The following is a 14,651-nucleotide window of genomic DNA, read 5'->3' as shown; positions in this document are numbered from 1 at the left end:
AGTTCTAAAGTTGGGGAGCCGACACAGTTGAAAGCCGTCTTCGTAGCCGTATTGGTTGGTCATTCGCCATATCCAGCTAATTTTCTTGCGTTGGTTAGCTATTTGGGTTCTGCTAAACTGCTGTTCTAGTGCGGGAAAATTAAGCTCCGGCAATACAGAAAGTACAACCTCATCAGAATCTTTATCCACAGCAACAATCAGGTACACTTCTTCCATCTGGAAAACAACCTGCTGAAGCCAACCCTGCTCCAAGTCGTGCAAGGTGAAGGCTTCGAGTACTTCTTTTCCGGTCAGAGTGTCTAAATCTACAATGCTTTCCATGTAGTACTAAGATATGAAATATACTTTATCAACCATAATTAACTTTGGTCAACGGTTTTGCTGGTTAAAGGTAGCGTTAGGGGCAGACTTTTTGAACCCATTATTATACTTTGCTACCAATTGTTTTGCGACAGTAGAGTGCAGGAGCTAACGTAGATTACCAGCAAAGATATTAATTGGAGAAACTGCTTTATTACAAATTATTAGTCACTCCGAACGCATGTAAGAACTGTGGTTTTATTCTAACGTAATTAAAATTATGCTTTACCGGGACCTCTGACTATAAGTAGATATGTAGTGCGTTGGGAACTTTATCCAGCCTAAAAGCCGGTGCTACTGGACTATTTCTAGAAGGTTGCTAAATGGCGCTTTTACGTTCAAGGAGAGATGACAAAAGTTGTATTTAAAGTTTTGTTACAAAATCAACTAGTGTTTAAAAGTTACGTTTAAGTTCTACAATCATAAATCTTCAGTCCTATTTGACTTAGTGTATAGGTCAAACAACGTTATCGCTATTTTCTTGTCATTTATACTGAATTCTGTTTTTTTACCATATGTAGAAAATGTGTCTTCTAGCATTTTACCTGGTATAAATTTGGGGTCATGGTACCATTTTGGATAACCGACGAAGTCTCCGATGTTGTTTCTCACATTCTTGTCATAAACCAGCCATAGTCTTTTGTTGCCTTCAAAACCATTAAATCCCGGACGTAGATTAGCCAGATATTCCTCCTTACAGTTTGAAACATTCTTTAGGTCCTTGCCTTCTATTGCGTCAAATTTCAAATGATAGGCTTCTTTATAGTATTCATAAATATGAACGGTATTCCAGTAAAGGTATACTGTGTCTCCTTCTTTAAACCTGTCATTAACAAAAAGTAAAGCTTCCCTATTAAACTCCCTCTTGTAAAAGAGATTTGGATTAGCAACTGTTCTGGCAGAATTCCATAAAGGTGGAGCCAATATTAAGACAAAAAGTACAGCGGCCATTTTAGCATTGAAAGCAAAAAAAGTGTATACTTGTTCTGCCCCCAGTGCAATGATCAGAATAAGAAGAGGAGTTGTGAATAATGTAAACCGCTCTAAAAAAGGATAAAGTTTCAGGCCTGAGGCCGTAAGAGCAAGAATAATCGGGAAAATGAAAACTGCTAAGCTCAACTTGTCTTTTCTGAATAGATAAATTAGCCCAGCTATTTCAAGCAAAATAGGAAGCAAGGGCATTCTTAGAAGGGTTTCACCTTTGGAATAATTGTAGTACCAGACATCACTAAAGTTGAGCAATAGCCCAAGAGGATATTGCAATGCCAAATAGGGTACTCGTGGAAACCAAAGGAATTCAGAAACGGAAGTAGGTGGAACAGGCATAAAACCATGGTGTTTCTCAAAGAAGAATGCCAGCCATCCAGAGTCTTTATATTTTCCGATAAAAAAGATGTATGTTAGCGCAAAGCAGAGCAGCCATATAGAAAAGGGAATGAGATAGAGGAGCAGCTTCCTCCAGTTTCTGTTTAGAAGTGTGTTCAGACAAATGGCAAAGGCTATTCCAGCCAGCACAAAAATAACAGAGTAAGAGAACAGCAACAAACCACCTCCCAATATACCCCACTTCACAAGAGGACCTAAGCTTATCTGTCGGCTGTAGCGTGTGTAAAAAAGCAGCGCTAGAATAGAAGCAAATAGTTCAGAACTATACTGCTTTGCCTCTACCGAGTGATAGACTGCAGGTGTAGACAGAGCCAAGATGCCTAAAGCCATAACGGCGGCCCACGGCTTTAGGAAATAACGTGCAATTGGCATGAAGATAAACAGAGAGGCTATACCGGAAATGAGAGAGAACAGGCGTAAGGCCATTTCTCCTTTCCCAAAAAATATCACGAAAAGCCGTACTATCCATAGGTAACCGATGGGAGCTTTCTGCTCGTACTCCAGCGGTAGTGTGGCTAATTCCCAAAAATTCATCTTTATTAGGCTTATGCTCAGATATATTTCATCCATCCACAAAGACCTGTTATCAAAGAAATGAAACAGACGCAAAAATATTCCTAGCATGATGATCCCATATAGCAAGACCGTATAAAGATCAAACTTGATGGCATTATTCGAGTTAACAGATAAGAGAGTTCCTTCGTTGACTTTGCAAGATGTGGCTTTAAACTTTGAAATCATTGAGTTGAAGTATTCATTTTACATAAATAGTATATATTTAATATTATGCGTATTCAAAATGACCTAAAAGGTACTTAAATATTTATATATTAGGTATGTTTTGAAAATAAAACAAGCTTAATTTAGTGTAACTAGTTGTAAATTAATAATTTATAATGAATGTGGTTTGGGGAAGTACTCTTTTTTTCTTCAATGATTGAGCTTTATTCTTTGTCAAATTAACGTAATGCTGAAAGTTTCGAGATGTATCTTTAAAGGTGCAAAGCACGTGGTTTATTAAATAGCGGTAGTGCACCGTTTTATTTATGATGTAACCAGATCTTTAAGTATAAAGCTAAGACAAAGCACGTTCTCGATAATGACAATATGCTACAAAGGAGTTGACTAAATGCGCAGAACCACCGTAAATTGAATAACAGCTACAGTAGCAGGTGACGGAGCGGAAACCAAGAACCGGAACTATTTATATCTAGTATCTGTAATATATAGTTTGAGGAATGTGTCTATGATCCAGAGAATCCAATGGAACATCTGGATATCGATTGAAGACGAATAGAAGAATAATATATTATGCCAAACACAACCATCACACATGAACATTTAAATAGAGCAATCAACTATACTCAGTACCGTGAAATGATTGACATGCTGTTGGCAGAGCAGAAGACTACTGGTACGAATCACTCTACAGATATGGTAGAGTATACTCGTATGAACCTGCAACGCATGCGGCGTGTGGAGAAAACAACTGTACTGGACGATGAACTGGTTAACCTTATGCTAAGCGTACAGGAGAAAATGGTTTGGGTGGTACTGACAGAAGCCTGGTGTGGTGATGCTGCTCAAAGTCTGCCTGCCATAGTGAAGATAGCTGATGCTTCTCCCCTGGTAGAAGTAAAGCTATTGCTACGAGATGAGAATCTGGATGCAATGGATGGCTACCTGACAAACGGAGGCCGCTCTATTCCTAAACTTATTGCTCTTAGTGCTGATACTTTGGAAGTATTAGGGACTTGGGGCCCACGTCCTGAACCGGTGCAGCAGCTATTTCTGGATATGAAAGCTAATGATACACCATATCAGGAGTTTGTAGAGAAACTGCACAGCTGGTATGCAAAAGACCGTAGCCGTACACTAATGCAGGAGTTTAAACAGCTGATACCACAGTGGACAAAATTGCTTAATCCGCAGAATCAGTTTATCCAGCATTAAGATGTAAAACAAAAGCAGGCAATGTAATATACCTGCTTTTGTTTTATCTGGAAAAGATGTAGTTCAGACAAATTCTCTTACTGCAATTCTACACTTAATATTTTATCCCCTACCTCAAGCTGGTGTACTACGTTTATGCCGTTTATAACCTTTGCAAAGATAGAGTAACGGCCATCTAAGTGAGGAGTAGGGGAGTGTGTGATAAACCATTGATTACTTTCAGTGTCTTTGCCAGCAGAAGCCATTCCTAAATAGCCCTCGCGGTATCGCAAGGGGGCAAACTCCGACCGGATAGAATAATCTGAGCTGCCCCAACCATCTCCACGCTTATCACCGCCTTGGGCCACAAAGTTAGGCACCACCCGGTGAAAGTACAGACCACCAAAAAAGTCTTTGTTTATCAGTTCTACAAAGTTTGCCACTGTACCCGGTGCATCTTCAACAAAAAGTTGTAAAGTAATGTCTCCTTTTACAGTTCTGATAAGTACCTGTTGGTTTACCGGAATTGTTTTTACCAGAGCCCAGTCAATGGGGTGTGTGAATGGGTTTTGGGGTGTTTCTGTTGCGGGAGTGCCTCGCAGGAAGTCAATAGCTTTTTGGAGCTCAATGTTGGTCTCCATATCTCGTGGAAGTATCAGCTTTTGCTGAGCATCCGTTAAGAAACTAAAGTCATTGTACATACTGCGCAGGTTAAGTCTGGGGTCGCGCATGGCACTGGCTGCCATGCCTACCAGTGCTACGTCTCCAGAACCAACAGCCTTTTTGAAAATGTCAGCAAACTCCTGCTCCAGATCTTTTGGGAAGTTAGGCAACTGACGCATAATAATCAGGGCATCCATACCCGTTGTGGATATAACAGGTTCCTGAGCTGCAAACATTTCATCAGCTATAAAGCTACAATTGGCAAAGTCGCCGGAAAGAGCTTTTAGCAGATGCGCTTTATCATATGTGTAAGGGGCGTTCTGATACAGTTGTTTATATCGGTTACTCAAAAACTCTTTCCGCTCGCTATTCCGTAGTATCACCCATATTAAGTTGCCTCTTACACGGGCATCCTGTGCTTCCTGTAGTGCCTGTTGCAGCACTCCCAAACTGGCACCAATTGGGTTGGCCTGCAAAAACTCAGCAGTGGCGATTGCAGTATTAATGTTCCCATCCTGCAGGCCAGCCAGTATAGCGTCCTGCATCTGGCTAAACTCTTGCCCTGCCATAGCACGGATGGCACTTAATCTTACACGATAATCCGGGTCGCTTTTTACAATGCCTGTAAGAAAATTAGCCTTATCTATAGCTCTTATCTTACTTAAAGCCTGTACGGTAGCCATGCGGACTTCTGCGGCTTCATCTGAAGTAGCAACTGTTATTAATTGCTGTCTGTAAGGTGTAAGATCTGCTTTGGGGGCACGGGCAAGAAAGTGGGCAGCTGCCAAGCGTGCCTCATAAGGTGCATCGGAAGCCAGTATTGTTACACCTCGCTGTAGACCTTGCGTATTAACTTGCTGGCGTAGTGCTGCACGATATAACCCCCAGGCCTGTCCTGCCAAAGCTGTAGAGTTAGGGGCCTGATAACTTGCTAGAAAGCTCAGCCCTGTAGAATCTGCTACTTTTCCTAAAGCTTCTAAAAGTTCGGCCTGTACCTTTGGCCTGCGTTCTTTTTGTAGCTGAGCTATAATTGCTGACTCAGCCTTTGAAGAGCCAGCTTGCCCCAGGGCATAAGCTGCCGCATACCTGACAGAAGTGGTTGTGTCGGCAAATAAGCTTAGCAATTGTGGTATAGCTACGGTGTCTTGCACAGAGGCAAAAGCAATAGCTGCTTCCTGTCTGTACTTTGCCTGTGGATGCTGCAGGAAAGGGAGAAGCTGACTAGTGTTTCGTTCATCCTGCAGAGTATGAATTTGCTGAATGTTATTATCAAAAAATTTATTTACAGTTGGTGGTACGCTTTGCTGGGGCTGTCGCTGGCAGCTGGCTAAAGCAAAAAGTGCCATAGCTAATAATAAAAAGTTTTTTTGCATGGAGTGTTCTTCTTTTAATGCTAAATATAACTAAAATCCTATAAAGCGAATCTATTTACAAAGAAACAGTAAATTGAACTTAGTTTATTTTGAAAAGAGTTTGATAATTTGTATGTTGCTTTAGTCATGGTTAAAATTGATGCATATGCAGGAAACAAGCTTTCAACTATCCCCGGGGGCTTATGCTGTAAAGGCAAAAACAGAATGCCTGTTTATGCTGTTTGCGCTTTGTTCTGTTGCCGTACATATTAACCTGCTGTATCGGCTATTGGCTCTCAATGATTATAAATCAACTTTTCTAATAGTTTACTCGCTTAACCTAATCCCTCTTGCCTATTTTTTAGTTACTATTTGGCTGGATAAGAAGCCAAAATGCCGTCGACATCTGACACTTAGTACAACAGGTGCTCGCTATAGAACAAAGTTTATGACGAAAGAGCACGAATTCGACTGGGACGAGGTTGATGTAATACATCTGGAACATTTTCGGGTTCTGTTTGTCTTAAAGAACGAAGAAGAACACGATGTAAGTCTTGAGAGAGTTCAAAATAATGAAGAGCTTAGCCTTATAAAAGAGCAGATCAGAGAAAGAGCGCTTATGAAGGGGATTGATCTGGATTAGCCTTTAAAAGAAGTTATCACCCATATATGCATGTGCCCCTTTATCCGCCAAATCAGAAGCGGAAAACACAAAATTTTATTCGCTTAGCTGGTGCCTTTTTTACTGTAGGAGGCGGCGTTGCGCTTTTGCGTGAATTCTTCATAGAAGATCTATTCAGGTTAAGCTGGGCAGTAGACAGTGGTTTGTTGCTGTTGCTAGGAGTGCTGTTTCTAGAGAGGGTAAAGCTGAAAGATGCATATTTTTCTATGGATACTGACTATATCCGTTATCGGCTTACATTAGTAGGTCGGGAGCGGGAACTGTCATGGAATATGCTGAAGGGCATACGCGTTTCAGAGCATGTTGTCCTGTTTGAAATGAACGATGGGCAAAGCCTAGCAATGCGCTTAGGAAACATTCAAGATCCATTAGTGGCCCTGCATGTTGCAAGAAGCCTGCAATTAGTCGCTTTAGAAAAAGGTATTATTGTTAACGGAGTAAAAACCGGAACCATTAAAGCGGCAGACAAGTGAGAGCTAAAGAGGGGGCTGTTTGGCAATAGGTTATTCTTATAGCTAAATGCTGAAATAATAACTTTGTTAAGTCTGAGTGAAGCTCGTATGGTGGGTCAGGCTTTTTTTTGATTTTTAGTAAACCTCTAAAGCCTTGAATTTTGCTCCGGCAACGTTTATAAGCTCTGTTACAGATTTGCTAATAGTGGCAACAGGATTTGGTATTGCTTAGGCATTGGGGCACTTATGATAAGCACTTTGCCGTTCTGTTGGGTTTACAACAAATCAAAGTGTTCCTTCTTGTGTTTTACCTGCTATAGCTTTTTCTTTGTCTGCTGCTATTTGTTAGAATACAATAAGTTAACACGTCTCTCTTTGGAGCGCCCGTAGATTGGAATAAGTGCTACACGCTTTTGCTTAAAGAATCTTATTAACTTTACTTCAAACTTAATTGTGACTAGAGCGTTAATTAACTTCTACAGAGCTTAGCTGAGCATATGCAAGAAAACTTTGCTGACAGGCTTTATGCCATACATAGAACATCAAATGGCGGGGTTCCTAAGGCTGCATCATATCATTTTTGTGACCGATTACTGGAGTTGTTATTTCCACAGCTCTCCAACCACCGTTTCAACTCTGCACATGAGGTAGAGGTACACCTGGAGGTACTAAGGTTGGAACTTACCCGCATATTATTAGGTATTGGTCTCCGTTCAGAGCAAAAGGCGCTGCACATTGCCAGTGCTTTTATGGAACAACTGCCCTGGATACATGATCAGTTACAGCAGGATGCACAGTCTATTACGGATGGTGATCCTGCAGCCCAGAATATAAATGAAGTAGTGAGTACTTATCCGGGCTTCTGGGCAGTGACTGTGTACCGTATAGCCCATGCCTTATACATGCTGGATGTGCCTCTTCTTCCACGCTTATTAACAGAATATGCACACGGAAGGACAGGCGTGGAAATACACCCTGGTGCGCAGATAGGCTCTCATTTCTGCATAGACCATGGTACAGGTATTGTAATTGGAGAGACAGCTGTTATAGGAGACCATGTTAAACTTTACCAGGGAGTAACGTTGGGTGCCTTAAGTGTGGATAAAAGTATGGCCAATACAAAGCGCCATCCCACTATTGAACATGATGTGGTTATTTATGCGGGAGCCACAATACTTGGCGGAAATACCGTTATTGGGGCTTACAGTACCATTGGAGGAAATGTGTGGCTGACAGAGAGTGTGCCAGCTTACTCCAGAGTATATCACAAAGCCCAGATCAGAGTCAGTCGTTCTGCTGACCCAGCCGATGCCCTTAATTTTTCAATATAGAAAACTTAAACAATTCAGTAAATGAAAGCTAATAATATTCTTGAGACTATCGGGCGTACACCACATGTGCGCATTAACAGACTTTTTGATAAAAATGTGGAAGTATGGATGAAATCAGAGCGCAGTAACCCAGGTGGCAGCATTAAAGATCGTATTGGTCTTGCCATGATTGAGGATGCGGAGCGCAAGGGCACCCTAAACGAGAATAGTATTATTATTGAGCCTACTTCTGGTAACACCGGTATTGCCCTGGCAATGGTAGCTGCAGTAAAGGGCTATCAGTTAATACTGGTTATGCCGGAGTCGATGTCTATAGAGCGTCGCCGCCTGATGGCCGTTTACGGTGCGAAGCTGGAGCTCACACCTCGTGAAAAAGGTATGAAAGGTGCCATTGAGCGAGCGCAGGAAATGGTGCAGGAAAACGAGAATGCCTGGATGCCAATGCAGTTTGATAACGAGGCAAACATACAAATCCATATCGACACAACAGCACAGGAAATTCTAGAAGATTTCCCTGACGGGCTTGACTACCTTATTACAGGTGTTGGTACAGGTGGGCACATTACAGGTGTAGCAAAGGTGTTGAAAGAGAAGTTCCCTAACCTGAAAGTACTGGCTGTTGAGCCTGCTGCATCTCCTGTATTAAGTGGCGGACAGCCAGGGCCACACCCATTGCAAGGCTTAGGCGCCGGTTTCATCCCTAAGATTATGGACACAAGCTTACTGGACGGTGTTGTGCAGGTAGAGCAGGGAGAGGCATTTGATTATGCCCGTCGTGCGGCTCGTGAAGAGGGTATCTTCATTGGTGTATCCTCTGGAGCTGCTTTGGCGGCAGTTGCTAAAAAATTAGGTGATATAGAAGAAGGTGCTAAAGTACTTACCTTCTGCTACGACACAGGAGAACGTTACCTTTCTGTAGAGGGGCTGTTTGTGTAATAAGTTTGATCATCATAAAATAAAAAAGCCACAGAATAGTAAAAAGTTCTGTGGCTTTTTTTATGATTGCTATAGTTTGATTATCTCCGTGCAACTCCCTGTATTTGATAAGCTGCCAGCCCGCTATCTAAGAAGTTGATAAAATTCTCTGTACTGTAGTTAGCACCCTGTGGCTGTGCCAGCAGTTCTCCCTGGTTATTGAGCAGCACATAATACGGCTGTGAATTAGAGTTGAAACGTGCTGCCTGAAAATCGCTCCACTTATTACCGATAGTTCTGATCTTTTTCCCACTGAAGTCAGAAACAGTTTGCTCTTCTGCAGGCAGCTCAGTTTTGTCGTCTATATAGAGCTGGATAAGCACGTAATCTTCACGTAGCCTTTTCAGAACCTGTGGATCTGGCCACACGCTTGCTTCCATTTTTCTACAGTTAACACAGGCATGTCCTGTAAAGTCTATCAGTACAGGCTTGTTTACTTTTCTGGCATAGGCCATACCTTCCTCATAATCAAAGAATGGCTGAAGGTTAAGTGGCGCATGAAAAAGGTCGCTGTACTTTCTGTTTGCAGGAACTTCCTGCACTGTGGCTGTGCTTCTACTTCTACTAGTGAGACTACTAGTATACAAATCGAAGTCCTGGGTGTGCTGTGGCGGAAGGAATGCAGCTATAGATTTAAGGGGCGCTCCCCAAAGGCCGGGAATCATATAAACTGTAAATGCCAGTACTATAATAGCTAGAAAGAGCCTTGGGATAGAAATATAAGGCAAGTCGCTGTCGTGCGAGAACTTCAGTTTACCTAGCAGGTAAAGCCCCATCAGGCCGAAAATCACAATCCAGAGTACCAGGAAAATCTCCCGGTCAAACCAATCCCAGTGATAAGCTAAGTCTACGTTGGAAAGGAACTTTAACGCCAGGGCAAGCTCCAGAAAACCTAGTACAACTTTTACACTGTTCAGCCAGCCACCCGATTTAGGCAAGGCGTTCATCCAGGATGGGAACATAGCAAAAAGGGCAAAAGGTAAAGCAAGAGCTAGAGAAAAGCCTAGCATACCTATAGCAGGCCCTAGCCATTGCCCCATTGCTGCAGCCTGTACCAGTAATGTGCCAATAATGGGGCCTGTGCAGGAGAATGATACAAGAGACAGTGTCGCAGCCATAAAGAAGATACCAATCAAGCCGCCTCTGTCTGCTTGTGCATCGGTTTTATTGGCCCAGGATGTAGGCAAGGTTATCTCAAAGGCACCAAAGAAAGACGTGGCGAACACGACCAGCAGTAAAAAGAACAGGAAATTAAATATTCCGTTTGTAGAGAGGTTATTTAAAGCATCTGCTCCGAATAAGATAGTAATCAGTAGCCCTAAGGCTACATAAATAACGATAATAGAGATGCCATAAAATAAAGCCCTGCCTACTGCGGTACCTTTTGAGCCAGCCTGTTTCGTAAAATAACTGACCGTGAGCGGCAGCATCGGGAAAATACAGGGCATTAGTAAAGCAGCAAAGCCTCCGAGCAAACCGGCCAGAAAAATGGCCCACAGCGACTGGCTTTCCTGATCCGCAGTAGGGTTTACTAACTGTTGTTCCTGCTGTTGTGAGGCAGGAGGGGCCTCTGAAAAGGCAGAGGTAGAAGTGTCGCTCAAAGCCTCTGCGTTAGTTGCAGCGGCAGTGTCTTGTACTGGTATTGCTTCGGTCTGGTTCGGAGCTGTTTGGCCTACTTCGCTGCCTGCTGCGCGTGTAGGAGCTTCTGCTTTTGTGCTTTGAGCAGAGGATGCAGGGTTTCCTGCAGCTTTTTGCTCTGGCTGAGGCGTAGTAGTTAAAGCGTCAGCCGGAAGTTTCGCCTGTATATTAAACTCCACCTCGTCAGGAGGAAGACACTGCCTATCGTTGCAGGCCATAAACTCCACGGTACCTTTTATGGTTGTGGCAGGTACTTTAAGCTTTACCTTTTGTGTAAATACGGCTTTGTGTTCAAAGTAGGCGACATTCATACTGAACACCTCTTCGAACACACTTTTAGGTTTTGTTACTTCCACTGTCTTGCCAACCAATTCATAGTCAGAAGAAGGGGTGAAGGTGAAAGAGGTGGGTATAGGGCCGCCATCTTCAATATGCTGGGAATAGATGTGCCAGTTCCCGTCAATGTTAGCCGTAAACGTAAGGGAGACTTCCTGATCAGAAGCGGGTTTTGCATTGAAGCTCCATTCCACAGGTTTTAAAATCTGTGCTTGGCTCAGAGTGCAAAGGGTTATAAGGAATATCAGCAAAAAGCTTTTTCTCATGATGCTTTATCGAAGTAATAATTCAATTTGGCGAAATTAGTTAATAATGATAACACAGGCTAATCTTGCTTAAACTCGTGGCTGGCAAAGCTTTTAAAATAGCTACATAACATCATTAAAACAAGTAAAGAAGAAAGCACTTCCTCTGAAGAAGAGAAAGTGCTTTCTGTTACTAATGTACGTTGCAAGTTGCTATTTTATTAGTTCAGCCAGCTTGTCACCAAGTGCCTCTCCTCTTAAGTTCTTTGCAATAATTTTACCGTTCGGGTCAATCAGGAAGTTCTGTGGTATGGACTGTACCCCATACTGCAGAGCAACTTCATTGCGCCAGTACTGCAGGTCAGAGACCTGTGTCCAGGTTAACTGGTCGTCATTAATTGCCTTAAGCCATGCCTCACGGCCTTTCTCATTATCGAGAGATACGCCCAGAATTGTGAAGTTCTTATCTTTATATTGATTGTAGACTTTCACAACATTAGGATTTTCCTGGCGGCATGGCCCGCACCAGCTCGCCCAAAAGTCAATTAGAACATATTTCCCTTTAAAATCCGATAGCTTTACTGGTTTACCTTCCGGCGTGTTTTGTGTAAAGTCAGGAGCCGTAGCACCGAGTGCAGTTACTTTCAGTTTATCAAGAGCCTGACCATATTGCTTGCCTACTTCGCTGTTTTTTACCTCAGCAGAAAGTGAGTTAAACAGAGGAGCTACTTCTGAATATTCAGGTGCTGCTCCACCCAATGATACCAGAGCATCCAAGCTGACTAATGTTTGAGGGTTTGCTTTGATAAATTTCTCTAAAATCTGATTTTGCTCCTCTACAATTACCTGGTATCTGTCAGCATACTCTGCCTGGAAAGCCTCTGACTGTTGTTGCGCAGCTGGTGCAGACCTATACTCTGCCATCAGGCTCTGCGCCTTATCCTGAATCGGTTTCAGTGTCTCTCTTAGTTTCTGATTATCTGCATTAAGCTTAGAACCAGTAAACTTAGCTTTTGCCACTGAATCAGGGCTGGTAAAGGATATAGTTCCTTTCTCAAGGTAAACTTCCAGCACGTCAGCGCCTTGCCTTAAAGATTCCAGTCCGCCTCCTTTGTGGTCCAGCACCAGCATAGCTTTGCGAGGACTGTTAACAGTGCCCTTAAATTCAAAAGCGCCATTCTTAACCATAGCTGAATCTGTTTGGCGACCGTTCTCCGCAGCCTGAATTAAGTAAGCTTTTGCCGGTGAGTTTAAGCTGCCAACTTTACCCTTTAAGGTGTAGCTACCAGTCTGGGCAAATACCATGATGGGAGATATCAGCAAAGCGGTTAAAAGAATCTTCTTCATTATGTTTTGTTGTTGAGATACGAAATGCTTTAACAGCAAAAGTTAGTTATTAATGCTTATGATACAACTATGCAACGCTTTTTAATTGTACAGTTGTATAGGCGCATAATTTTAAAGTATTGCTGTATAACAAATTATAGAAGGCTAAGTTCTTTTTCGCAATAGAATTTTTGAGGTATTGGCTGACATAGATAATATTTATTTGAGCTCCTGTAGCTATAGTTCATTCAGTGGTATCTTACTTATTATAGTATTGTTGTGCCTGTTTTGTGCGCTCCAGATCATCGAAGACTCTTTTCCCGTTTAGCACTTCTGTTAGGGGAGAGGTCCTCTGTCTCGTTCCTTATCTTATGGGGCTGCTCTCGCAATACCCGGAACTATTGAGAAGTCTCACGGGAAACGGGCAATGCTTTCAATCCGTTTGATAACTCATACGAAACTTTAAAAGCATTCTATAGCAGGAGCTTTTAGCGTCGAGTGATTGAAAGACAATAAGTTTCACAATTGAACAGCATAAAAAAAAGCTGAGCAAATGCCCAGCTTCTTAATGTATCTAATTTATGAGAATTGTTTAGTTTAATCAGGAATGCTCCTTAGATATATCTGTTGATCAGGTTTTCCAGGTATTCCTGTCTGCCGCTTTTCAGTTCTGGCTCACCGTTTTCGATGGCATAAGCACGCAGATCTTCCAGTGTTAACTTGCCTTCTTCGAATTCTTTACCTTTTCCACTGTCAAAAGAAGCATAGCGGTCTTCACGGATTTTCTTGTAGTCTGACTTCTGCAGGATGTTGTCTGCTGTAACAAGTGCTCTGGCAAAAGTGTCTACACCACCAACATGCGCGTAGAATAAATCGGCAGGGTCAGTAGAGTTTCTTCTGATTTTGGCATCGAAGTTAGTGCCGCCTCCCTGTAGTCCGCCAGCTTCTAAAATAATAAGCATAGCTTCTGTCAGTTCATTTATGTCGTTCGGGAACTGGTCAGTATCCCAACCGTTCTGATAGTCGCCACGGTTAGCATCAATAGAGCCCAGCATTCCTGCATTGGCCGCTACCTGTAATTCGTGCTGGAACGTGTGGCCGGCTAGTGTTGCATGGTTTACTTCAATGTTTATCTTGAAGTCGTTCAGCAGGTCGTACTTCTGCAGGAAGCCAATAACAGTTGCAGAGTCATAGTCGTACTGGTGCTTGGTAGGCTCCATTGGCTTAGGCTCAATAAAGAACGTACCTTTAAAGCCTTGCTTGCGTGCGTAGTCTTTCGCCGTATGCAGGAACCTAGCCAGGTGCTCTTGCTCACGCTTCATGTTAGTGTTCAGAAGTGTCATATAACCTTCACGACCTCCCCAGAATACGTAGTTCTCGCCGTTTAGCGCAATGGTAGCATCCAGAGCTGCTTTTACCTGAGCACCTGCGTGCGTTAACACATGGAAATCAGGGTTAGTAGAGGCACCGTTCATATAGCGGCTATGAGAGAATACGTTAGCTGTTCCCCACAATAGTTTCACGCCGCTTGCTTCCTGCTTCTGCTTGGCATACTCTGTAATAGTCTGCAGGCGACTTTCATTCTCTTTAATGTCGTTGCCGTAATCTATCAGGTCCACATCGTGGAAGCAGTAGTATGGCAGGTTCATTTTAGTGATGAACTCAAAAGCTGCGTCCATCTTATCCTTTGCGCGCTCAATTACGTCTGACTTTTCATCCCAAGGGAAGTGAAGTGTTGGGCCTCCGAATGGGTCAGAACCATTGGCATTGAAAGAGTGCCAGTAAGCAACTGCAAAACGCAGGTGCTCTTTCATTGTTTTGCCGGCAACAACTTTGTTTTCGTCATACCAACGGTACGCTAACGGATTATCCGATTCCAGACCTTCATATTTGATCTTACCTATTCCTTTAAAAAATTCTTTTTCTCCTAATAATGGGCTTGCCATAGCTGATGTTGTGTTAATTTATTTTTG

At 42.7% G+C, this 14,651-nt stretch carries 11 protein-coding genes; 5 read left to right on the top strand and 6 right to left on the bottom strand.

Annotation, left to right across the window (positions count from 1 at the left end):
• Nucleotides 1–321, bottom strand: a 321-nt coding sequence (locus LN995_RS16970; RefSeq protein WP_229962278.1) for a DUF6334 family protein, incomplete at its 3' end; no start/stop codon positions are given.
• A gap of 459 nt (nt 322–780) precedes the next feature.
• The gene (locus LN995_RS16965) at nt 781–2,280 is read right to left on the bottom strand and encodes a glycosyltransferase family 39 protein (RefSeq protein WP_229962277.1); all 1,500 of its coding nucleotides are present in this window, start codon (nt 2,278–2,280) and stop codon (nt 781–783) included.
• 777 nt (nt 2,281–3,057) lie between these two features.
• Here LN995_RS16965 and LN995_RS16960 point away from each other — a divergent pair.
• A complete protein-coding gene (locus tag LN995_RS16960; protein WP_229962276.1) occupies nt 3,058–3,699 on the top strand; it encodes a thioredoxin family protein in 642 nt (213 codons plus the stop codon).
• Between the two features lie 77 nt (nt 3,700–3,776).
• On the opposite strand, the gene LN995_RS16955 is transcribed toward LN995_RS16960, so the two are convergent.
• Nucleotides 3,777–5,687, bottom strand: a complete 1,911-nt coding sequence (locus LN995_RS16955; protein ID WP_229962275.1) for a peptidylprolyl isomerase — start codon at nt 5,685–5,687, stop codon at nt 3,777–3,779.
• A 172-nt stretch (nt 5,688–5,859) separates the two neighbouring features.
• Between LN995_RS16955 and LN995_RS16950 the strand changes: the two genes are divergently transcribed.
• From LN995_RS16950 to cysK, 4 genes are all read left to right on the top strand, one after another.
• A complete protein-coding gene (locus tag LN995_RS16950; RefSeq protein ID WP_229962274.1) occupies nt 5,860–6,336 on the top strand; it encodes a hypothetical protein in 477 nt (158 codons plus the stop codon).
• A 32-nt stretch (nt 6,337–6,368) separates the two neighbouring features.
• Nucleotides 6,369–6,848 carry a hypothetical protein gene (locus LN995_RS16945; protein WP_229962273.1) on the top strand — a complete coding sequence of 160 codons (480 nt, stop codon included), beginning with the start codon at nt 6,369–6,371 and terminating at the stop codon, nt 6,846–6,848.
• A 476-nt stretch (nt 6,849–7,324) separates the two neighbouring features.
• On the top strand, nt 7,325–8,158 hold the full coding sequence (gene epsC, locus LN995_RS16940; protein ID WP_229962272.1) for a serine O-acetyltransferase EpsC: 834 nt from the start codon (nt 7,325–7,327) through the stop codon (nt 8,156–8,158).
• Between the two features lie 21 nt (nt 8,159–8,179).
• The gene (cysK, locus tag LN995_RS16935; RefSeq protein WP_229962271.1) at nt 8,180–9,094 is read left to right on the top strand and encodes a cysteine synthase A; all 915 of its coding nucleotides are present in this window, start codon (nt 8,180–8,182) and stop codon (nt 9,092–9,094) included.
• 80 nt (nt 9,095–9,174) lie between these two features.
• Here the strand turns inward: cysK and LN995_RS16930 are convergent, their stop codons facing one another.
• The 3 genes from LN995_RS16930 to xylA form a co-directional block, all read right to left on the bottom strand.
• Nucleotides 9,175–11,373, bottom strand: a complete 2,199-nt coding sequence (locus tag LN995_RS16930) for a thioredoxin family protein (protein WP_262910511.1) — start codon at nt 11,371–11,373, stop codon at nt 9,175–9,177.
• Nucleotides 11,374–11,565: 192 nt separating this feature from the next.
• Complete coding sequence (locus LN995_RS16925) at nt 11,566–12,699, bottom strand: TlpA disulfide reductase family protein (RefSeq protein WP_229962269.1); 1,134 nt, start codon at nt 12,697–12,699, stop codon at nt 11,566–11,568.
• A 593-nt stretch (nt 12,700–13,292) separates the two neighbouring features.
• Nucleotides 13,293–14,624: a xylose isomerase gene (xylA, locus tag LN995_RS16920; RefSeq protein WP_229962268.1), complete on the bottom strand. Its 1,332-nt coding sequence runs from the start codon at nt 14,622–14,624 to the stop codon at nt 13,293–13,295.
• Between the last annotated feature and the right edge of the window lie 27 nt (nt 14,625–14,651).

The organism is Pontibacter silvestris (assembly GCF_020907275.1).
GTDB classification, from domain to species: domain Bacteria; phylum Bacteroidota; class Bacteroidia; order Cytophagales; family Hymenobacteraceae; genus Pontibacter; species Pontibacter silvestris.
The sequence above is the reverse complement of the archived record's forward strand: the minus strand, read 5'-3'. Positions and strand labels throughout refer to the sequence as shown.

Excerpts from the sequence above, each read along its gene's own strand:
- LN995_RS16965 (WP_229962277.1), bottom strand. The coding sequence starts at position 2,280 with ATGAATTTTTGGGAATTAGCCACACTACCGCTGGAGTACGAGCAGAAA.
- LN995_RS16960 (WP_229962276.1), top strand. The coding sequence starts at position 3,058 with ATGCCAAACACAACCATCACACATGAACATTTAAATAGAGCAATCAAC.
- LN995_RS16955 (WP_229962275.1), bottom strand. The coding sequence starts at position 5,687 with ATGGCACTTTTTGCTTTAGCCAGCTGCCAGCGACAGCCCCAGCAAAGC.
- LN995_RS16950 (WP_229962274.1), top strand. The coding sequence starts at position 5,860 with ATGCAGGAAACAAGCTTTCAACTATCCCCGGGGGCTTATGCTGTAAAG.
- epsC (WP_229962272.1), top strand. The coding sequence starts at position 7,325 with ATGCAAGAAAACTTTGCTGACAGGCTTTATGCCATACATAGAACATCA.
- cysK (WP_229962271.1), top strand. The coding sequence starts at position 8,180 with ATGAAAGCTAATAATATTCTTGAGACTATCGGGCGTACACCACATGTG.
- LN995_RS16930 (WP_262910511.1), bottom strand. The coding sequence starts at position 11,373 with ATGAGAAAAAGCTTTTTGCTGATATTCCTTATAACCCTTTGCACTCTG.
- LN995_RS16925 (WP_229962269.1), bottom strand. The coding sequence starts at position 12,699 with ATGAAGAAGATTCTTTTAACCGCTTTGCTGATATCTCCCATCATGGTA.
- xylA (WP_229962268.1), bottom strand. The coding sequence starts at position 14,624 with ATGGCAAGCCCATTATTAGGAGAAAAAGAATTTTTTAAAGGAATAGGT.